Annotated in this window: 16 protein-coding genes; 7 read left to right on the top strand and 9 right to left on the bottom strand. The window is 71.1% G+C overall.

Translation table 11 applies throughout. The annotated features are described in order from the left end of the window. Positions 1-39: 39 nt before the first annotated feature. Positions 40-1,068 carry an aspartate-semialdehyde dehydrogenase gene (locus B4U46_RS12550; RefSeq protein ID WP_079426977.1) on the bottom strand — a complete coding sequence of 343 codons (1,029 nt, stop codon included), beginning with the start codon at positions 1,066-1,068 and terminating at the stop codon, positions 40-42. A 264-nt stretch (positions 1,069-1,332) separates the two neighbouring features. Between B4U46_RS12550 and B4U46_RS12545 the strand changes: the two genes are divergently transcribed. Beyond that, positions 1,333-2,838, top strand: coding sequence for a M28 family metallopeptidase (locus B4U46_RS12545; RefSeq protein WP_079426975.1), 1,506 nt, complete (start codon positions 1,333-1,335; stop codon positions 2,836-2,838). Positions 2,839-2,916: 78 nt separating this feature from the next. Here the strand turns inward: B4U46_RS12545 and B4U46_RS12540 are convergent, their stop codons facing one another. Together B4U46_RS12540 and B4U46_RS12535 are read right to left on the bottom strand one after the other, a co-directional pair. After that, entirely contained in the window at positions 2,917-6,249 is a 3,333-nt protein-coding gene (locus B4U46_RS12540; RefSeq protein WP_079431719.1) for a S8 family serine peptidase, read from the bottom strand. 273 nt (positions 6,250-6,522) lie between these two features. Continuing rightward, positions 6,523-7,092 (bottom strand): CGNR zinc finger domain-containing protein, encoded by a 570-nt coding sequence (locus B4U46_RS12535; protein WP_079426973.1) that lies wholly within the window; start codon positions 7,090-7,092, stop codon positions 6,523-6,525. Positions 7,093-7,222: 130 nt separating this feature from the next. Between B4U46_RS12535 and B4U46_RS12530 the strand changes: the two genes are divergently transcribed. Together B4U46_RS12530 and B4U46_RS12525 are read left to right on the top strand one after the other, a co-directional pair. After that, complete coding sequence (locus B4U46_RS12530; RefSeq protein ID WP_079426971.1) at positions 7,223-7,687, top strand: VOC family protein; 465 nt, start codon at positions 7,223-7,225, stop codon at positions 7,685-7,687. A 23-nt stretch (positions 7,688-7,710) separates the two neighbouring features. After that, positions 7,711-8,649, top strand: a complete 939-nt coding sequence (locus B4U46_RS12525) for a pyridoxamine 5'-phosphate oxidase family protein (protein WP_079426969.1) — start codon at positions 7,711-7,713, stop codon at positions 8,647-8,649. Here B4U46_RS12525 and B4U46_RS12520 read toward each other — a convergent pair. Beyond that, positions 8,625-9,587 carry a hypothetical protein gene (locus B4U46_RS12520; protein WP_079426968.1) on the bottom strand — a complete coding sequence of 321 codons (963 nt, stop codon included), beginning with the start codon at positions 9,585-9,587 and terminating at the stop codon, positions 8,625-8,627. The genes B4U46_RS12525 and B4U46_RS12520 overlap by 25 nt on opposite strands. A 170-nt stretch (positions 9,588-9,757) precedes the next feature. After that, positions 9,758-12,304, bottom strand: a complete 2,547-nt coding sequence (gene pepN / locus B4U46_RS12515) for an aminopeptidase N (RefSeq protein ID WP_079426966.1) — start codon at positions 12,302-12,304, stop codon at positions 9,758-9,760. Positions 12,305-12,430: 126 nt separating this feature from the next. Between pepN and B4U46_RS12510 the strand changes: the two genes are divergently transcribed. Continuing rightward, complete coding sequence (locus B4U46_RS12510; protein WP_079426964.1) at positions 12,431-13,078, top strand: DsbA family protein; 648 nt, start codon at positions 12,431-12,433, stop codon at positions 13,076-13,078. Between the two features lie 126 nt (positions 13,079-13,204). On the opposite strand, the gene B4U46_RS12505 is transcribed toward B4U46_RS12510, so the two are convergent. The 3 genes from B4U46_RS12505 to B4U46_RS12495 form a co-directional block, all read right to left on the bottom strand. After that, positions 13,205-13,861 (bottom strand): superoxide dismutase, encoded by a 657-nt coding sequence (locus B4U46_RS12505; RefSeq protein WP_079426962.1) that lies wholly within the window; start codon positions 13,859-13,861, stop codon positions 13,205-13,207. A 172-nt stretch (positions 13,862-14,033) separates the two neighbouring features. Next, entirely contained in the window at positions 14,034-15,434 is a 1,401-nt protein-coding gene (locus tag B4U46_RS12500; RefSeq protein ID WP_079426960.1) for an amino acid permease, read from the bottom strand. Between the two features lie 153 nt (positions 15,435-15,587). Then, positions 15,588-16,985 carry an amino acid permease gene (locus B4U46_RS12495; protein WP_079431718.1) on the bottom strand — a complete coding sequence of 466 codons (1,398 nt, stop codon included), beginning with the start codon at positions 16,983-16,985 and terminating at the stop codon, positions 15,588-15,590. Positions 16,986-17,268: 283 nt separating this feature from the next. Here B4U46_RS12495 and B4U46_RS12490 point away from each other — a divergent pair, with 283 nt between their 5' ends. Further along, a complete protein-coding gene (locus B4U46_RS12490) occupies positions 17,269-17,853 on the top strand; it encodes a biotin transporter BioY (protein ID WP_079426958.1) in 585 nt (194 codons plus the stop codon). 88 nt (positions 17,854-17,941) lie between these two features. Here B4U46_RS12490 and B4U46_RS12485 read toward each other — a convergent pair whose 3' ends face one another. Beyond that, positions 17,942-19,408 carry an amino acid permease gene (locus tag B4U46_RS12485; protein WP_079426955.1) on the bottom strand — a complete coding sequence of 489 codons (1,467 nt, stop codon included), beginning with the start codon at positions 19,406-19,408 and terminating at the stop codon, positions 17,942-17,944. Between the two features lie 219 nt (positions 19,409-19,627). Between B4U46_RS12485 and B4U46_RS12480 the strand changes: the two genes are divergently transcribed. Then, complete coding sequence (locus B4U46_RS12480) at positions 19,628-20,116, top strand: ribose-5-phosphate isomerase (protein ID WP_045946306.1); 489 nt, start codon at positions 19,628-19,630, stop codon at positions 20,114-20,116. Positions 20,117-20,186: 70 nt separating this feature from the next. Further along, entirely contained in the window at positions 20,187-20,993 is an 807-nt protein-coding gene (locus tag B4U46_RS12475; protein WP_079426953.1) for an Fpg/Nei family DNA glycosylase, read from the top strand. The last annotated feature ends 30 nt before the right edge of the window (positions 20,994-21,023 follow it).

Below are 21,023 nucleotides of genomic sequence, written 5' to 3'. Positions count from 1 at the left end.
GCACCGCCCCTCCCGCGTCGGCGTCGCCGCCCGCGGCCGTCAGCCGCGCAGCTCCTCCGCCACGAGCTCCGCGATCTGCACCGCGTTCAGCGCCGCGCCCTTGCGGAGGTTGTCGTTGGACAGGAACAGCGCGAGGCCGTTGTCGACCGTCTCGTCCACCCGGATGCGGCCCACGTACGAGGCGTCGCGGCCGGCGGCCTGCAGGGGGGTCGGGATCTCGGACAGCTCCACGCCCGGGGCGTCCTTCAGCAGCTCGTAGGCGCGCTCTACGCTGATCGGGCGCTCGAAGCGGGCGTTGACCTGGAGGGAGTGGCCCGAGAAGACGGGGACGCGAACGCAGGTGCCGGACACCTTGAGCCCCGGGATCTCCAGGATCTTGCGGGACTCGTTGCGGAGCTTCTGCTCCTCGTCGGTCTCGAAGCTGCCGTCGTCGACCAGGTTGCCCGCGAGCGGGACCACGTTGTAGGCGATCGGGCGCTTGTAGACGGCCGGCTCCGGGAAGTCCACCGCGCCGCCGTCGAAGGTCAGCTGGTCGGCGGCCTCGGAGACCGCGCAGGCCTGGCCCTTGAGCTCGGCCACGCCGGCCAGGCCGGAGCCGGAGACGGCCTGGTAGGTGGTGGCGATCAGCGCGGTCAGGCCGGCCTCGTCGTGCAGGGGGCGCAGCACCGGCATCGCGGCCATGGTGGTGCAGTTCGGGTTCGCGATGATGCCCTTGGGGCGGTTCTTGATCGCGTGCGGGTTGACCTCGGAGACCACGAGGGGGACCTCGGGGTGGCCGCGCCAGGCGGAGGAGTTGTCGATCACGACCGCGCCCTGGGAGGCGACCTTCTCGGCGAGGGCCCTGGAGGTCGCGCCGCCCGCGGAGAAGAGCACGATGTCCAGGCCGGAGTAGTCCGCCGTGGCGGCGTCCTCGATGGTGATCTCCTGGCCCTGCCACTCCAGGGTCGAGCCGGCGGAGCGGGCCGAGGCGAAGAGCCGCAGCTCGTCGACCGGGAACTTCCGCTCGGCGAGGATGCTGCGCATGACTCCGCCGACCTGTCCGGTGGCTCCGACGATTCCGACCCTCACGGTGACTCCTTCTGGTACGTACGACGCGGGCGCGTGAGGCCATCATGCGTTCGACCCCACGAGGCTTGTCCAATCCATTGTCCGAGGTGCGGACAGTGTCGGGCCCGTGAACCCCCGCGACGAGTCCGTGACGGGCGTGTTTCACCTCCCCTGAAGGTCCGTTTTGCCAGGTCGGAGCCGGTTAGCTTCCGTTCAGCCGTGATCGTTATCCGGACGCGGCGCACCAGAATCCGAAGCACCGGAACCCCCGGGGGGAACACCACCATGCGGACCATCCGCCACCGACACCACCGCCGGTCCATACCGGCCATACCCGCCCTCGCCGCCCTCGCGGCCGCCGCCGTCGCCGCGCCCCTGCTGCTGACCGCCACCGCCACCCCGGCGGCCGCCGCCCACCCCCGCGAGGGCCGGCTCGCCAAGGAGCTGGTCGAGGAGGTCACCGCGCGCGGGGCCTACCGCCACCTGGCGAAGTTCCAGCAGATCGCCGACGCCAACGGCGGCAACCGGGCCGCGGGCTCGCCGGGCCACGCCGCCTCGGCCGCCTACGTCCACGACACCCTGAAGAAGGCCGGCTACGACGTCTCGTACCAGGACTTCGACATCTACGAGGCGCACACCAAGACCGAGAAGACCACCGTCCTCGGCGACCAGCCGCGCGAGCTGGCCACCGCCGCCTTCACCTTCACCAAGTCCACCCCGGCCGGCGGACTGACCGCCCCGCTGGCCCTGGCCCGGGTCGACGAGACCCCGGGCTGCTCCGCCGACGACTACCCGGCCGGCGCCTTCGCCGGGAAGATCGCCCTGGTCAAGCGGGGTGCTTGCACCTTCGTGGAGAAGCAGCGGGCCGCCGCCGCGGCCGGCGCGGCCGGTGTGATCGTCTACAACCACAGCGGCACCACCCCCGTCCGCGGCGGGTTCTCCTCGCCCTCCGACGGGATCATCCCGAGCGCGGGCATCACCCTGGCCGACGGGGAGGCGCTGGCCGCGGCGGCCGCGAAGGGCGAGGTGAAGGTGCGCCTGGACCTGGACCAGGAGCACGTCAGGAAGACCACCCGCAACGTGATCGCCGAGACCAAGGGGGGCCGCGCCGACCGCGTCGTCACCGTCGGCTCGCACCTGGACTCCGTCCCCGAGGGCCCCGGCATCAACGACAACGGCTCCGGCTCGGCCGGCCTCCTCGAAGTCGCCCTCAAGCTCGCCGACGAGGGCGCCAACAAGAAGGGGAAGGGCCCTGCCAACAAGGTGCGCTTCGCCTGGTGGTCGGCGGAGGAGCTGGGTCTGCTGGGCTCGGAGCACTACGTGGGGCAGCTGTCCGAGAAGCAGAAGAAGGACATCGCCCTCTACCTGAACTTCGACATGATCGCCTCGCCGAACCCGGTGCAGTTCGTCTACGACGGCGACGACTCCGACAAGACGGGCGCGGGCGCCGGCCCGGCCGGCTCGGCGCAGATCGAGTCGCTGATCAACGGCTTCCTGGACAAGAAGGGCAAGCCGCACGAGGGCAGCGACTTCGACGGCCGCTCCGACTACGGCCCGTTCATCGAGAACGGCATCCCGGCGGGCGGCACCTTCACCGGCGCCGAGGGGATCAAGACCGCCGAGCAGGCCAAGCGCTACGGCGGCACCGCCGGGGCCCCCTACGACCCGAACTACCACGGGGCGGGGGACACCCTGAAGAACCTGGACCTCAAGGCGTTCGACACCAACCTCGACGTGATCGCGCACGCGGTCGGCACCTACGCCCAGGATCTGAGCTCGCTGAAGAAGTGACGTAGCCCGAGGGGGCATGCGGAAGGGGCGGGCGCTCATCGAGCGCCCGCCCCTTCGTCATGCTGTCAGCTCACGCCCTTACGGGGTGACCTTGTCGATCTGCACGCTGCCGGTGCCGGCGGCGGTGCCGCGGCCGTTGAGCAGCTGGACCTGGCCGAAGAACTGACGGCCCTCGGGGGCCGCGGCGGAGACCAGGACGTTCGCCGAGACCTGCGCCGAGGCGCCGTTGGCGAGGTTGACCGCGGCGGCCTCGTCGACCTGGACGGTGCCCAGGGCGGACGAGAAGTAGACGTCGCGGTAGTCGTACGTGGTGGAGCCGGACGGGACCGCGTAGCCGATCACCTTGATGGTGTAGGTACCGGCGGCGGGCTTGTCGAGGCTCACGGACTCGTCGGAGTCGCCGTCGGCCGAGGAGGCGACCTTCACGCCGTCCTTGTAGACCTCGAGGTCGAGGTCGGCGGCGGCGTCGGAGGTGTGGTTGATGGCCACGTCCAGACGGGAGACGCCCTCACCGACGGTGACCTCGGTGGTCTTGGTCTCGCCGGCGGCGATGGTCGGCTTGTCGACCTTCGCCGAGCCGAGCGGGCTGCCCTGGAGCTTGCCGCCGGAGATGGCCGCGCCGGTGTTCTTCACGGTCCACTGGACCGGGGCCGGGGTGCCCTGCTTGACCTCGGGGAGGACCTTGACCGCCGGGTCGAAGCCGGCGCCGAGGACGGAGACGTCCAGCTTGAACGGGTTGTCCAGCAGCGGCGACGTACGGCGCGACTCGACCTCGATCTCCCAGACGCCCGGCTGCGGGTTGTCGTAGGAGCGCAGGTCGGGGCGGCACTTGTTGGCCGGGTTGTTGTAGTTCGGGTAGCACTGGGTGGTGGCGCTGTCCTCGACGCCCGTGCCGTACGGGTGGATCGAGATGAAGCGCGTCTGGCTGCCCTCGGCGAGACCGCCGAGCGCGACCTCGAGGGTCTTGGCGCCCTGCGGGACCGTCACGAAGTACGACTTGTGGCTGTTGCGCTGCACGGAGGAGGTGTCCGAGAGCGCGAACGACGGCTGCGCCAGCGGGGTGGAGGCGACGACCGTGGCCAGGATCTGCTTGTCGATGCCCTCGGTGGTCGGGTCGTCGAGCTGCAGGATGCCGCTGTGGACGCCGGCCGACTTGACGTTGGCCTCGACCTTGATGGTGACGGGCTTGTTCAGCGGCAGGGTGACGTAGTCGTAGCCGCCACCGCCGACGACCTTGAAGGTGCCGTCGTTGTTGCGCCAGCTGATGTTGTGGCGGGTGCCGTACTTCGGGCCGGTGGTGCGGGTGACGACGACGTCGTAGACCTTCTTCTGGCCGACCTTCAGGCCGCCCTCGCGGTCGTAGAGGCCGGTGCCGAAGCCCGGGGTCTTCAGGAACTGGTCGAGGGCGGTGTCGACCGGGGCCTTGACCGTGAACTCGTTGGCCTTGGCGCCGCGCTGGATCGACTCCCACGCCTTGTTGATGTCGATGAGGCCCGCGCCCTGGGCGTGCGCCGGGACACCGTCGATCTTCTTGGCGGTGCTGGTCAGCGCCACGCGCAGGTTGGCCGGGAGCAGGGCGATCTTCGCCTGCTTGGCGGCCGAGATCAGCAGGGCGCTGGCGCCCGCCGCCTGCGGCGAGGACATCGAGGTGCCCTGGAGCATCGAGTAGCCGGCCGGCAGGCTGTAGCCCGCCTCCTTGACCGGGCTGCCGGGCAGCCAGGTCTGGGTGGTGTTGATGGCCGCGCCGGGGGCGGTGATGGTCGGCGTGAACCCGCCGTCCTCACGCGGACCGCGCGAGGAGAAGGGGAACATGTTGTACTTCGTGGTCACGCCGGAGCCGTAGTTGGCGGCCCAGGTCTCCTTGGAGACCGCGGCACCGACCGAGACGACCTTGTCGGCCAGACCGGGGTCGCCGATGGTGTTGACGCCGGGGCCCTCGTTGCCCGCCGAGATGACGAGCTGGACGCCGTAGGTGTCGATGAGGTTCTTGTACAGCTCGGAACGGGCGTTGTTGCCGTCGTTCAGCGCCGGGAGACCACCGATCGACATGTTGACGATGTCGACGCCGCGGTTGACGACGAGGTCGATCATGCCCTCGGTCAGCGCGATGTTGGTGCAGCCGCCGGACCAGGAGCAGGCGCGCGAGGAGACGATCTTCGCGCCGGGCGCCTCGCCGTTCATCTTGCCGCCGAAGAGGCTGTTGGCGGCGGTGATGCCGGCGACGTGCGTGCCGTGCTCGGACTCGATGATGCCGATGTTGACGAAGTCGGCCTTCTTGCCGACCCAGTCCCCGCCCAGCGGGTCCATCGGGACGTCCTTGCGGATCTGGATCACGAAGGGGATCCGCTCGGCGACGTCGGTGGCCGGGTTGTCCGTGCCGAAGTAGCCGATCTGGTAGCCGTCCTTGTACGGCTTCATCGGCTCGTTGTTGGTGAAGTCGCCGTCCTGGTCGGTGTCCACGCGGACGGTGCCGGCGACCGGGTCGTACAGCATGCCGAACTTGTCGGTGGTGTCGCCGTCCCGGTTGACGTCGCCCTTCATGTCACCGGTGGCGGTGATCGACTCGCTGAAGCGGCTCCACTGGAAGGTGCCCTCGGGGGCCTTCCAGCTCTGGCCGCCCGCGGTGAAGGAACCGCCGGTGGAGGTGACCGGGGTGATCTGGGGGCGCCAGGTGGCGTCGTTGTCCAGGATCGGGTCGGTCGCGGTGACCCAGTCGACGATCTTGCGCTCGCCGGTGGTGGTCTTCTGCAGCGCCGGGTGGGCGATGTCGACGCCCGAGTCCAGGATGCCGATGGTGACGCCGCGGCCGTCGGCCTGCGGGTTCTTCTGGACGAAGTCCACCGCGCCGGTCTCGAAGGACGGGTTGTACGGGTTCTTCGCCGGGGTGTTCTTGTCCGGACCGGGGTAGGTCTCGGCGGCGGTCTTGCTGCCCGAGCCGTCCTTGCCCGAGTCCGGGCGCGGGTCCGGCAGCTGGATCTCCTGCTTGAGGTCCAAGCCGTGCACCGACTCCAGCTTGGCGGCCGCCTTCAGCGCCGCCTCCGCCTTGTCGGTCGGGAGGGTGGCGCGGACGTAGCCGAGCTTGTCGTACGTCTGGCCCACCGAAGCGCCCTGGACGGCGTCGAGCTGGTCGGCGACCTGCTTGGTCTGGCCCGGCGCGGTCGCGACCATGACGGTGACGGTCGCGTCACCCTTGGCCTTGGCCTCCTGGAGCAGTTCGGCGTCCGCCGAACCGAGCTTCTGGTCGGCCGACTTGGCCGGCGCCGGGGCCGACGGGTTGTCACCGGCCGCCGCGAAGGCGGGTACGGCGCCGGTGGCGCAGAGCGCGGCCACCAGGCCCGCGGCCGCCGCGACGCGGGCCGCGCGCCGGGCGCCGGGTATGGCCCCGGTGGAGCTGGGGGATTCGAGGGTCATCAGCATCCCTGGCTAGAGATCGATACGGTCCGGATTTCGGTGCCGGATGACCGGTCAGCTTTGCGCAAGTGACAGCTGTTTGGGGAGAGCTGTCATTGACCGAGACCTGTCATGGCGGACACCCGCCAGGGTGGAGTTCCCGCCATCGGGAACATGCCGGGGCAAGCCGGGGCGACTTGCATCGGTGAGGGAGTGGATTTATCGACTTACAGGCCTTGTGGCGGCAGTGTTTCGGGGGCTGCCCTCACCCCAGGTGTGACAGATTCCGACCGTTCAGCGCTCGCGCGTGCGCGCGTAGTGGCGCGAGGCCTTGGCGCGGTTGCCGCAGACGGCCATCGAGCACCAGCGCCGGGTGCCGTTGCGCGAGGTGTCGTGGAAGTGCAGCACGCACGTCTCCGAGGCGCACTTGTGGATCCGGTCCGGAGCCGACTCCAGCAGGGTCAGGTAGTCGCGGGCCGCGGTCCAGGCCGGCCCCCAGGCCGGGTCGTCGAACTCGGCCCGCTCGCCCGGGCCTTCGGCGGTGAGGGTGGCCCGGATGCGGCCGTGCTCCAGTACGGCGTCGACCAGTTCGCGGGCGCCGGCGTCGGCCGGGTCCGCGACGGCGCGGGCCAGCGCCTCGCGCGCGGTCAGCAGGTGGACCAGGGTCGACTTGTCGGCGCGGAAGCGGGCGGCCAGGCCCGTGCTCTGGAGCCAGAGGCCCAGCCCTTCGAGCCGGCTCAGCCCGAAGGCGCCGGCGAAGAGGTCGGTGAGCTTGCCCTCCGGCATCCAGCGCGTGTTGATCAGGTCGAGGGACAGCGGCTCCCCGGTGAGCGGGCGGGGGTCCGTCGTCGGTGGTGCCGTCATGTCCGCCTCCTCGCGCCGCTAACCCTTCAAGGGTACGTGACCGGTTGACGGCCCGGTCCCTAACCTCTAATCTCAATTTAGAAGGTTAGAGAGCCGGAGAACACCGGACATCCTTGGGAAGGGAACCCTCATGACCACCACCACCGCCGTCGGCACCCTCCGCACCGGGCACGTGGGCCTCAACGTCACCGACCTGGGGCGCTCGCTCGCCTTCTACCGCGACGCCCTGGGCTTCGACCTGCTCGGCGAGGGCAAGGAGGACGGGCGCCGCTTCGCCTTCCTGGGCCGGGACGGCGAGCTCGTCCTCACCCTCTGGCAGCAGGCGCAGGACCCGTACGCCCCGCGGGCGGCCGGACTGCACCACCTCGCCTTCTCCGCCGGAGCGATCGAGGAGGTCCGGGCGTACGAGGAGCGGCTGCGCGGCCTGGGCGTCGACTTCGCCTACGAGGGCGTCGTCGCCCACCGGGAGGGCGCGGCCTCGGGCGGGATCTTCTTCCACGACCCGGACGGCACCCGCCTGGAGATCTCCGTGCCGACCGGCGCCGAGGGCGCTCCCGCCCCCGTCGAGTCCGCTCCCACCTGCGGTTTCTTCTAGACACTCGGGAAGTGAGGGCCGTCATGGACCGTTACCACCAGGGATCCCTGGCCATCCAGGAACGGGTCGGCGTCCGCGCGCTCGCCGAGCACGTCGGGCGCTCCATCGGCCCGGGCATCCGGGACGTGGCGGCCGCCTTCCTCGCCCTCCAGCCCCACCTGGTCGTCGGCGCCGCCGACGGCGTGGGGCGGCTGTGGGCCTCGCTGCTCACCGGCCCGCCGGGCTTCGTCCGGGCCACCGGGCCGGACCGGATCGCGGTCCGCGGCGGCCTGCCGCACGGGGACCCCCTCGCCGGCGCACTGGCCGCCGACGGCACCCGGGTCGCCACCATCGCCCTCGACCCGCGCACCCGGCGCCGGATGCGGCTCAACGGCACCCTCGCCGTGACGCCCGGCGGCTTCGCGGTGGCGGCCGAGGAGGTCTTCTCCAACTGCCCGAAGTACCTGCAGAAGCGGCAGCCGCTGGAGCTGGTGGCCGAGGGCCCCGGCATCGTACGGCGCTCCGCGGGGCTCACCCCGGACCAGGAGCGGGCCGTCCGCGCCGCCGACACCTTCTTCATCGCCACCACCGCGGACCCGGGAGGGGCCGACGCGAGCCACCGGGGCGGGATGCCGGGCTTCGTGGAGGTGCTTTCGCCCACCGAACTGCGCTGGCCGGACTATGCGGGCAACGCGATGTTCCTGACCCTGGGCAACCTCGCCCTGGACGAGCGGGCCGGACTGCTCTTCCCCGACTGGGAGGGCGGCGGGCTGCTCCAGCTGAGCGGGCGGGCCCGGACCGAGTTCGGTGCCGACGGGGACCGCTGCGTCCGGTTCCGGGTGGAGGCGGTGGTGCAGAGCCTGCATCCGGGGCGGCTGCGCTGGAGCGCGCCGGAGTACTCCCCGGCGAACCCGGCCGTCCCCGCCCGCCCGGGCGCCCCGAGCCTCCCGGGCGGCCCTCACCGGGGCAGTACCACCAGGTAGGCGGCGGGTTCGCGGTCGCAGGACGCCGTCAGGGCGGTCCGGACGACCGCGGCCTGCTGCTCGGGCCAGTCGCGCAGCTTGCGCGGGGTCAGGTAGAGGATGGTCACGCCGAGCCGCTCCAGGGTCTCCCGCTTGCGCACCGCCTCGGCGAAGTCCTCGTCCTCCCCCTGGCGCGGGGCCCGGGTGTCGATCTCGATGGCCACCGCCTGCTCGGGCCAGTACGCGTCCACCCCGCCCAGGTGCGGGCCGCCGGGCAGCCGCAGGTCCACGTTCCAGACCGGCTCGGGGAGCTCGTAACCGCGTACGAGCTGGTACAGCCGGTCCTCGGCGAGGGCCCGGCCCTCGGCCAGCAGGGACTCCACGGCGTCGATCACGTGCGGCCGGTTCAGCAGCCGGGCCACCGTCAGCTCCCGCACCACGGCGGCCGGTTCGCAGTGTCCGGCGCGGACGGCCTCGCTGAGAATGCGGCGCACCACTGTGGCGTCGTCCAGCTGGGCGACGGCGTCGGCCACGGCCCGCGCCACCGGCGCCACCGGCACCCCGGTCACCTCCAGCGGGCGGGGCGGGGTGTGGGAGCGCACGATGCGCACGTCGCCGGTGGAGCGCAGGCGGCGGGTGTTCGGGACCAGGACGTCGATGTGCGAGAGGGAGAGCAGGGCGGGGGTGGAGGAGAACCGGTAGAGCGCGAGTGCGGCCAGCCCGGTGATCATGGCCTCGCCGTTGCCGCGCTTGCCCGCGTACAGGAGGGCGGCGTGCAGGCGCTCCTCGCTCGTCGCGGGGCCGGCGTGCAGCAGGAACACCCCGGGCAGCACCTGCTGCCACGGCCGTCCGGCGGCCTCGGCGGCACTGACGCCGTGCTCGCGCAGCTGGGCGAGGGTCAGCACGCGGGGGCGGCTGGCGGTGAGGTGGGCGAGGGGGAGGGGTGCGTTCTGGTTCATGACGCGGTGATTCCCTCAGGCCATGGCCTTGCTAACGCCTGTTACACACTCGTCGACAAATCCGGACAAGATGGGGCTAAAGTACGCGCGTTCGACTGCCGATGGCGCTGCCGGGCGCGGGCGCCGCTGCGCGGGGCGGGGAGCAGCCCCGCGCAGCGGCAGCCCCGGGGCTACGCGTCGCGGGACTGGGCCCGCAGGGCCCGGGCCAGGTCGTCGCGGGACTCCAGGACCAGGCGGCGCAGCGCGGGGGCCGCGTCGGGGCGGGCCGCCAGCCAGGCGTCCGTCGCCTCGACGGTGGCCTGCGAGTCCTGGAGCATCGGGTACAGCCCCTTCACCACGTCGATGCCGATCTGGATCGACCGCTCCGCCCAGACCCGCTCGATCACCTCGAAGTACCGTGCCGCGTACGGCGCGAGCAGGTCCCGCTGCGAGGACTGCTGCATTCCGCTGATGGTCGCCTCGACCAGCGCGTTCGACAGCACGTCCGACTCGACCACCACCGCCCACGCCTGGTCCTTGACCGCCGCCGAGGGCCGCGCGGCCAGGCAGCGCACCTGGTGCCGCTTGCCCGAGGCGGTGTCATCGCGGACCAGCTCGGCCGCGAGCACCGACTCGTCCACCACACCGTGCGCGGCCAGCGGCAGCAGGAAGTCCCAGCGCAGCTCCTGGTCGACCTCCAGCCCGTCGATCCGCGCCGAACCCTCCAGCAGCCCCAGCAGCAGCTGGAAGTCGCCCTCGCTGACCGCGCTCGCCGCGAAGAAGCGGGCCCAGGTCAGCTGGTGCTCGGAGCCCGGCTCGGCCAGCCGCAGTTCGTGCAGCGCGCCCGCCGCGAGCTCCCGGCCGCCCTGCTCGCGCCAGTCGGGCGCCGCGTAGTGGGTGACCGCGCTCAGGGCCTGCGCGTGCAGCTGCTGGAGCACGCCGACGTCGCTCTCGCGGCCGGCGTGGGCCAGCACCAGCGACAGGAAGTCCCGGGCCGGCATCAGCGCGTCCCGCGTCAGGTTCCACAGCGCCGACCAGCACAGGGCGCGGGCCAGCGGGTCGGTGAGGTCGCCCAGGTGGCCGCGGAGCGTGGCCAGCGAGGCCTCGTCGAAGCGGATCTTGCAGTACGTGAGGTCGTCGTCGTTGACCAGGACCAGGTCGGGCCGCTCCAGCCCGGCCAGCTCCCCGACCACCGTGCGCACGCCCGCCACGTCGGCCTCGGCCCGCGCGTAGCGCACCAGCGAGCCGTCGGCCTCCAGCCGGTACAGGCCCACCGCCACCCGGTGGGGACGCAGCTCGTCGCCCTCCTGCACCACGGCCAGCTCGGTCAGCCGGCCGGCCGCGTCCGTGGTGACCTGCGGGGTCAGCGCGTTGACGCCCGCCGTCTGCAGCCAGGCCCGCGACCACTCGGCCATGTCCCGCCCGGAGACCTCGCCGAGTACCGACAGCAGGTCGTCCAGGGTGGTGTTGCCGTACGCGTGCGCCTTGAAGTAGCGCCGCGCGCCGTCCAGGAACGCCTCCCGGCCCACGTACGCGACGAGCTGCTTGAGCACGGCCGCGCCCTTGGCGTAGGTGATCCCGTCGAAGTTCAGCTTGGCGTCCTCCAGGTCACGGATGTCGGCCGTGATCGGGTGGGTGGACGGCAGCTGGTCGGCCCGGTAGGCCCACGCCTTGCGGTTGTTGGCGAAGGTGACCCAGGCCTGGTCGAAGCGGGTGGCCTCGACCAGCCCGAAGGAGCCCATGAAGTCGGCGAAGGACTCCTTCAGCCACAGGTCGTCCCACCACTTCATGGTGACCAGGTCGCCGAACCACATGTGCGCCATCTCGTGCAGGATGACGTTGGCGCGCCGCTCGTACGAGGCCTGCGTCACCTTGCCGCGGAAGATGTACTCCTCGCGGAAGGTCACCATGCCCGGGTTCTCCATGGCGCCGAGGTTGTACTCGGGCACGAAGGCCTGGTCGTACTTCCCGAAGGGGTAGGGGTAGTCGAAGATCTCGTGGAAGAGGTCGAAGCCCTGCTTGGTGACGAGGAAGACGTCGTCCGCGTCGAAGTGCCTCGCCAGCCCCTTGCGGCACATCGCGCCCAGCGGGATCGTCAGGTCCCCGCGCGTGTAGGTGTCCGTGACGTAGTGGTACGGGCCCGCCACCACGCAGGTGATGTACGTGGAGATCGGCGCGGTCTCCGCGAAGCGCCACACCCCTCCCTCGCGGGACTCCTCCGCGCCGTTGCTCCAGACCGTCCAGCCCTCGGGAGCGGTCACCTCGAAGCGGTAGGGGGCCTTCAGGTCGGGCTGTTCGAAGTTCGCGTACACCCGCCGCGCGTCCGCCGGCTCGTACTGGGTGTAGAGGTAGACCTCGCCGTCCTCCGGGTCGACGAAGCGGTGCATGCCCTCGCCGGTGCGGCTGTACGCGCAGTTCGCGTCGACCACCAGGACGTTCTCGGCGGCCAGGCCGTCCAGGGCGATGCGCGCCCCGTCGAAGACGGCGGCCGGGTCCAGGGCGCGGCCGTTGAGGGTGACCGCGTTCACGGACGGGGCGATCAGGTCGGCGAACGAGGAGGCGCCCGGGACCGCGGCGCGGAAGCGCACGGTCGTCACCGAGCGGAAGGTCCGGGGGCCCTCGGCCGGTTCGGCCTCGTCCACCGCGGACCTCAGGTCGAGGACCACCTCGTACCCGTCGACGGACAGCAGCTCGGCCCGCGCGCGGGCTTCGTCGCGGGACAGATTCTCACCGGGCACGTGGCACTCCTTCGTGCGTGATCGCTTCTTCGGCCGAATCCTCCCACGGAGGGAATGCGTGCGGCTGCGGCCCGGTTGGCCAGGAGGAACCTGAGCACAGACGCCCCATGTGACCCGAGGAGAGACATGACCGACACCCAGGTGCGCGAGAAGACCCCGGTCGACTTCTGGTTCGACCCGCTCTGCCCCTGGGCCTGGATGACCTCCCGGTGGATGCTCGAGGTCGAGAAGGTCCGTGACGTCGAGGTCCGCTGGCACGTGATGAGCCTGGCCGTGCTCAACGAGGACAAGCTCGACGAGCTGCCCGAGCGCTACCGCGAGCTCCTCGGCCCCAAGGGCTGGGCCCCGGTGCGCGTGGTGATCGCCGCCCAGCAGAAGTTCGGCGAGGAGATCACCGGCAAGCTGTACACGGCTCTCGGCACGAAGATCCACAACGAGGACCGCGGAGCGACCCGCGAGGTCATCGCCGACGCCCTGGAGGAGGTCGGCCTGCCGGCCGAGCTGCTCGCCTACGCCGACTCCGACGAGTACGACCAGGTGCTGCGCGACTCCCACAACGACGGCATCGAGCGCGTCGGCCAGGAGGTCGGCACCCCGGTGATCTCCGTGCCCGGCGCCGACGGCGAGGAGGTCGCCTTCTTCGGTCCCGTCGTCACCCCGGCCCCGCGCGGCGAGGCCGCCGCCCGCCTGTGGGACGGCACGCTGCTGGTCGCCTCGACCCCGGGTTTCTACGAGATCAAGCGCACCCGCACCAAGGGCCCCAGCTTCGAGTAGTCGCACCCCCCCGGTACAGACGGAAGACCCCCGTGAGTCACGTCCTCACGGGGGTCTTCCGCTCTGCACGCCCGCACGCGAAGGCTGAGAAGACGATCACGAGGCGGGCGGTCTACGGGGTGCCGGTCAGCCCTTGACGGGGATCAGCAGCGGGGTGTTCGCCTTGGCGTCGGCGTAGCGCCTGGCCACGTCCTGCCAGTTGACGACGTTCCACATGGCCTCGATGAAGTCCACCTTCTGGTTCTTGTACTGCAGGTAGAAGGCGTGCTCCCAGGCGTCGAAGACCAGGATCGGCGTGCTCGCCACGCCCACGTTGCCCTGGTGGTCGTAGACCTGCTCGACGACCAGGCGCCCGCTGACGGGCTCGTACGCCAGCACGCCCCAGCCGGAGCCCTGCGTCGCGGAGGACGCGAAGGTCAGCTGCTTCTTGAACTTCTCGAAGGAGCCGAAGGATTCGGTGATCGCGTCCGCGAGGTCGCCCACCCCGTCGGCCGCGGTCGGCTCGCCGCCGCCCTCACCGGTCTTCGGGCTCGCCATGTTGTTCCAGTAGATGCTGTGCAGGATGTGGCCGGAGAGGTGGAACGCCAGGTTCTTCTCCAGCCCGTTGAGCGCGCCCCAGTTCTCCTTGTCGCGTGCCTCCGCCAGCTGTTCCAGCGTGGTGTTGGCGCCCGTGACGTAGGCCGCGTGGTGCTTGTCGTGGTGCAGCTCGATGATCTGCGGGTTGATCACTGGCTCGAGCGCCGCGTAGTCGTAAGGAAGCTCAGGAAGCGTGTAGATGGCCATGCGTGTGTCCGGTCCCCTCAGCGTGCCAATCGCTTATTGCAACTAATGCGCAACTGCACGCTAGCAGTATCTGTTCCCGCTCACACGTAAGGGTTGCCTGGGTACGAAGAGAGGCGGATCCCGTGTCGCACACGGGGTCCGCCTCAAAAGGGGCCGGGGAGCCGCCGGGCCGTCAGGTCCGGGCCGCCGCCCGGCGCTGCATCAGGTACCCGGTCGCCGCCAGCGCCGCCGCGAGCCCGCCGGTGAACAGCACCTGCGTCCGGGTGTCCTCGCCGACGGCCATCAGCACCAGCACCCCGGCCACCCCGGCCAGCGCCAGCCACGTCAGGTACGGGAAGCCCCACATCCGCACGGTCAGCTTCCCGGGCGCCTCCCGCTCCAGCCGTCGGCGCAGCACGAACTGCGAGACGGCGATGAAGCCCCAGACGACGAGGATGACCCCGCCGACCATGTTCAGCAGCCAGGCGAACAGGGTGTCCGGGTACCAGTACGACAGCAGGACCGTGACGAACCCGAACCCGCTGGAGGCCAGCACCGCCCGGCGCGGCACCCCGCCCGAGACCTTGGCCAGCGCCTTGGGCCCCTGGCCCCGGGAGACCAGCGAGTGGGCCATGCGCGAGGAGCCGTAGATGTTGGCGTTCATCGCCGACAGCAGGGCGGCCAGGATGACCACGTTCATGATCTGGCCGGCCGCCGGGATGCCCAGGTGGTCCAGGGTCGCGGCGTACGGACCGTGGCCGCTGACCGCCGGGTCGTTCCAGGGCAGCAGGGTGACGATCACCAGCATCGAGCCGACGTAGACGATCGCGATCCGCCACATGGTGGTCCGCACCGCCCTGGCCACGCCCCGCACCGGGTCGTCCGACTCCGCGGCGGCGATGGTCACCGTCTCCAGGCCGCCGTACGCGACGACCGAGGCCAGCACGCCGACGAGCAGCCCGTCCACGCCGTTGGGGAGGAACCCGCCGTCGTGCACCAGGTTGGCGGCGCCGGGGGAGGAGGTCCCGGGCAGCAGGCCCAGGACGGCCAGCACGCCCAGGCCCAGGAACAGCCCGATCGCGCCGATCTTCAGGGCGGCGAACCAGAACTCGAACTCGCCGAAGTTGCGCACCGCGCCCAGGTTGCTGCCGCAGAACAACGCCATGAACACCAGCACCCACAGCCACGACGGGGTGCCCGGGAACCAGCCCGTCATGATGTGCGCGGCACCGATGGCCTCGATGGCCACGCCCACGCACAGCAGGGTCCAGAACATCCAGCCCGCCGTGAACCCGGCCCAGGGGCCGATCGCCCGCTCGGCGTGCACCGAGAAGGAACCCGACGCGGGGTTGGCCGCCGACATCTCGCCGAGCATCCGCATCACGAACATCACCAGCAGACCGGAGACCGCGTACGCGAGCACGATCGAGGGCCCCGCGGCCGCGATGCCGGCGCCCGAGCCGACGAAGAGGCCGGCGCCGATGACCCCGCCGAGGGCGATCATCGAGAGGTGGCGCTGCTTGAGGCCGGTGCCGAGGGGGGATCCGGGCGCGGACGGCCGCAGTTCGGGGGGCGTGATGGTGCTCTGACTCATGGGCCCAGTCTGCCGAGCGTCCGTTTATCGGACGTCTGCTGTTCAGCATCCGGACACTCGGCTCACGCGCCGTGACCGCGCCCCGCACAGAAGGAAAGCGGCCCGGGACACACGTCCCGGGCCGCTCGGCGTCCACACGTCACTGACGGGGCCTCAGCCCCGGCGCGCCCGCACCTCCCGGTACGCGGCCACCAGCAGCACCACCGCCGCCGCGCCCGAGGACCACAGCAGCTGCGGCCGCGCCGAGTCGTCGAAGAGCATCAGCACCAGCACCGCCGCCATCCCCAGCAGCGCCGCCCACGTCAGGTACGGGAACGCCCACATCGGCAGCGTCAGCCGCTCCGGCATCTCCCGTTCCAGCCGGGGCCGCAGCCGCAGCTGCGAGACCGCGATCAGCGCCCACACGAACAGCAGCACCGCGCCGACCGCGTTGAGCATGTAGAGGAAGACCGTGTCCGGCCACAGCAGGTTCAGCACCACCGACGCGAACCCGAAGACCACGGAAGCCAGCACCGCCCGCCGCGGCACCCCGCCGCCCGAGACCTTCAGCAGCGCCTTGGGCGCCTCACCCCGTTCGGCCAGCGAGAAGACCATGCGCGAGGAGCCGTACAGGTTCGCGTTCAGCGCCGACAGCAGCGCCACGAACACCACGATGTTCATGATCTGCCCGGCCGCCGGGATCCCGATCGAGTCGAGCACGGCTACGTACGGGCTCTCCCCGGGCTTGAGCGAGTCCCAAGGCAGGAGGGTCACGATCACCAGCATCGAGCCGACGTAGAAGAAGAGGATGCGCCACACCGCGCTGCGCACCGCCCGCGACACCGACCGGGCCGGGTCGTCGGACTCGGCGGCCGCGATGGTGACGACCTCCAGGCCGCCGAAGGCGAAGACGACCGCGAGCATGCCCGCGACGACCCCGCCCATCCCCTTCGGGAAGAACCCGCCCTGCCCGCTCAGGTTGGCCAGGCCCACCGGCTCGGTGTCCGGCAGCAGGCCGAAGACCGCCAGGGTGCCCAGGACCAGGAACAGCACGATCGCGCCGACCTTCAGCGCGGCGAACCAGAACTCGAACTCGCCGAAGTTCCGCACGGCGGCGAGGTTGCTGAGGGTGAAGACCACCATGAACAGCAGCACCCACACCCACTGGTCCACCGACGGCAGCCAGCCGTGGGCGATCTTCGCGGCCCCGGTCGCCTCCACGGCGAGCACCACGACCAGCAGGAACCAGTACAGCCAGCCCGCCGAGAAGCCGGCCCAGCGCCCCAGGGCCTTCTCCGCGTAGACCGAGAAGGAGCCGGAGGCGGGCATCGCCGCCGACATCTCGCCGAGGGCCCGCATCACCAGCATCGCGAGCGCGCCCGCGAGCAGGTACGAGCAGATGATCGCGGGGCCGGCGATGCCGATGCCGGCGCCGGAGCCGACGAAGAGCCCGGCGCCGATCACGCCGCCGAGGCCCAGCATGGTCAGGTGGCGCTGCTTGAGACTGTGGCTCAGGGGTTCCGGGGGCAGCTGGCCCTCGGTGACGGACGGTTCGGGCAGTTGGTCGCGCATGAGGAGGTGCTCGTACTCTCGGTCGGCCAAGCGGCGCTGTGGGCTGCGCAAGGGATTGGCGGGACCCTACAGTCTTGCCGGAGGGCGCCCGTGGGAGCAAAAAGGAAGTGTCGCCGGATGTTCCCCGTGATGGGGATCACTTCACATCGGGTGTAAGGCGCGGGCTTTGTGTGGTCCCCACCAAACCGGACAGTATGCCTTTGTCCCGGCCGACGGTGGGGCGGCGCGGCGGCGCGCACTAGCGTCACGGTGTCCTGTCGATCACCACCCCGCGGAGCCCCTCATGAGCACTGCTTCCGTCTCCTTCCGGCCCGGCGCCGTCCTCGCCGACCTGCTGCCCGCGAGCCGCGTCCGCGACATCGCGCTCGTCGTCGGCGGAGCCGCGCTCACCGGTCTGGCCGCTCAGATCTCCGTCCCCGTTCCCGGCTCTCCCGTTCCGGTCACCGGCCAGACCTTCGCCGCCCTGCTCGTGGGCACCGCCTTCGGCGCCCGCCGCGGCTTCCTGGCGCTCGGCCTGTACGCCGCCCTGGGCGCGGCCGGCCTGCCCTGGTTCGCGGGCGGCACCTCCGGCGCCGGCGGCGCCTCCTTCGGCTACGTCCTCGGCATGCTGCTGGCCGCCACCGTCGTGGGCGCCCTCGCGCGGCGCGGCGCCGACCGCTCGGTGCTGCGCACGGCGGGCACGATGGTGCTGGGCTCGGCCGTGATCTACGCGGTGGGCGTGCCGTACCTGATGGCCGCCACCGGGATGTCGCTCACCGCGGCCCTCGCGGCGGGCCTGACCCCGTTCCTGATCGGCGACGCCCTCAAGGCCGCGCTGGCCATGGGCGCCCTGCCGGCCGCCTGGAAGCTGGCCGGCCGCCGCGGCTGACCCGTACGGCCCCTTCTGCCGGCGCCTGCGCAGCAGCCCCGGACCGCGTGCGGGCGGTCCGGGGCTGCTGCGGTGTGCGGGGGTCCGGTCAGACCGCGTCGGCCACGGCGTCGGCCGTGGCCTCGACCGCGAGCTCGCCCTTGCGGCGGGCGTTGCGCACCACGCCGATCGCGATCACGACGGCCGCGACGAGCAGGGAGTACAGCACCGTCTCGCGGTTGTCCTTGTCGTAGACCATGTAGCCGAGGACGAAGGTGATCATCGCGGCGGTGGCCCACGTCAGGTACGGGAAGAGCCACATCCTGACGGTGACCTTCTCCGGCGCCTCGCGCATCAGGATCCCGCGCATCCGCAGCTGGGTCAGGCAGATGACCAGCCACACGAAGAGCGCGATGGCACCCGAGGAGTTCAGCAGGAAGTTGAACACCGTGTCCGGGGACGTGTAGTTGAAGTAGACGGCGATGAAGCCGAAGACCACCGAGCCGAGGATGGCGACCGTGGGCACGCCGTTCTTGCTGGTCTTGGCGAACGCCTTGGGCGCGTCACCGCGCTCGCCCAGCGAGAACGCCATGCGGGAAGCGGTGTAGAGGCCCGAGTTCAGGCAGGACAGCACGGCCGTCAGGACGATCACGTTCATGATCTGGCCGGCGTGCGCGATGCCGATCGAGTCCAGGGCGGCGACGTACGAGCCCTTCTCGACGATCGACTTGTCGTTCCACGGCAGCAGGGTGAGGACGACGAAGATCGAACCCAGGTAGAAGACGCCGATGCGCCAGATCACCGAGTTGGTGGCCTTGGTGACCGCGCGGCGCGGGTCCTCGGACTCGCCGGCCGCCAGGGTGACGATCTCGCTGCCCATGAAGGAGAAGACGACCATCAGCACACCGGTGAGGACCGAGCCCCAGCCGCCCGGCATGAAGCCGCCGGCGTCGGTGAGGTGGGCGAAGCCCGCGCCCGGGTTGTCCGAGCCCGGCAGCACGCCGAAGACGGCGAGCATGCCGACGATCACGAAGGCGCCGATGGCGACGACCTTGATGCCCGCGAACCAGAACTCGAACTCGCCGTAGGAGGCGACGGAGCCGAGGTTGGTGGCCGTCAGGACCACCATCACGATGAGGGCCCAGGCCCACTGCGGGACGGCCGGTATCCAGCCCTCGAGGATCTTCGCGCCGGCGGTCGCCTCGACGGCGAGCACGACGACCCAGAAGAACCAGTAGAGCCAGCCGATGGAGAACCCGGCCCAGCGGCCGAGCGCCCGGTCGGCGTACGCGGAGAAGGAGCCCGAGTTCGGGCTGGCGGCGGCCATCTCGCCGAGCATCCGCATCACGAAGACGACCATCGCGCCGACGAGCAGGTACGAGATCAGGATGGCGGGGCCGGCCTTGGCGATACCGCCGCCGGAGCCGACGAACAGGCCGGCGCCGATGACGCCGCCGATGGCGATCATGGAAAGGTGGCGGTTCTTGAGACCGGCCTTGAGACCGTCGGAGGGCTGTGCGGAACCGGGTTCGCCGGTGGGTCCGCCTGCCTTCTGAAGGGTCGTCGTCGTGCTCATGGACGAATCCTTTGGTTCTCGGGTGGAGAGTTCCGGCATTCAAACCCGATTTCCGGCCAGGACGGAAGACCTTCTTCCGATGGTTACCCAAGGCCCCCATCCCGGGACCAAGGTCCCGACCCCTCCCGTCTGCGTTCTTTGGGTTTACTTGAGGTTTAGAAGTGATTTATGCGACACCCCTCCGCCCTCCCTTGAGGTCACGCATGCCACACTCGACCCATGCGCGTGTATCTCGGATCCGACCATGCCGGTTTTGAGCTCAAGAACCACCTCGTGGACTGGCTCAAGAACAACGGCCACGAGCCCGTCGACTGCGGGCCCCACATCTACGACGCGGTGGACGACTACCCGCCGTTCTGCCTGCGCGCCGCGGAGAAGACCGCCGCGGACGCCGACAGCCTCGGCATCGTGATCGGCGGCTCCGGCAACGGCGAGCAGATCGCCGCCAACAAGGTCAAGGGCGTCCGCGCCATCCTCGCCTGGAGCGTGGAGACCGCGAAGCTCGGCCGCGAGCACAACAACGCCAACGTCATCTCCGTCGGCGGCCGCATGCACACCCAGGACGAGGCCACCAGCTTCATCGAGGCCTTCCTCGCGACCCCGTACTCCGACGAGGAGCGCCACACCCGCCGCATCGACATGCTCTCGGCCTACGAGCAGACCGGCGAGCTCCCCCCGATCCCGGCCCACCACCCGCAGGACCAGTAGTCCGCCCGCGTGCCGCCGGACGCCCGTGTCCGGCGGCACGCACCTGCACGAAGGAAAACAGGAGCAAGGCGTGCCCGAGGGCCATACGATCCACCGCCTCGCCCAGGACCACACCGAGCGCTTCGCCGCCCGCCCGGTCCGGGTCAGCAGCCCCCAGGGACGCTTCGCCGAGAGCGCGGCCCTCCTCGACGGGCGCGAGCTGGAGAGCGCCGAGGCCCACGGCAAACACCTCTTCCTGGAACTCGGCGACGCCTGGATCCACATCCACCTCGGCCTCTTCGGCAAGCTCGGCTTCGGCCCCGCCCCGGCCCCGCCGGCCACCGACACGGTCCGGCTGCGCCTGCTGAACGAGGACCACTACGCGGACCTGCGCGGCCCCACGGCCTGCGCCCTGGTCACCGCGGCCGAGAAGCAGGCGATACACGACCGCCTCGGCCCGGACCCGCTGCGCCCGGCCGACGACCCCGGCCGAGCCTGGTCCCGCATCTCCCGCAGCCGCACCACCATCGCCGCCCTGCTGATGGACCAGAAGGTCATCGCGGGCGTCGGCAACGTCTACCGCGCCGAGGTCCTCTTCCGGCACGGCATCGACCCCTACCGCCAGGGCAAGGACCTCACCCGCGCCGAATGGGACGCGATGTGGGCCGACCTGGCGGAGCTGATGCGCGAGGGAGTCCGCCGCAACCGCATCGACACCGTCCGCGACGAACACCTCCCCGAGGCCATGGGCCGCCCGCCACGCGTCGACGACCACGGCGGCGAGGTGTACGTCTACCGCCGCGCGACGCTCCCGTGCCACATCTGCACGACGGAGGTCCGCACGGCCGACCTGGCCGCCCGCAACCTCTTCTGGTGCCCTTCCTGCCAGCAGCGTTAGCCGCGGGGGCCCCGCCCCCCCGGCCGGCGG

The organism is Streptomyces katrae (assembly GCF_002028425.1).
Taxonomy (GTDB): domain Bacteria; phylum Actinomycetota; class Actinomycetes; order Streptomycetales; family Streptomycetaceae; genus Streptomyces; species Streptomyces katrae_A.
The sequence above is the reverse complement of the archived record's forward strand: the minus strand, read 5'-3'. Positions and strand labels throughout refer to the sequence as shown.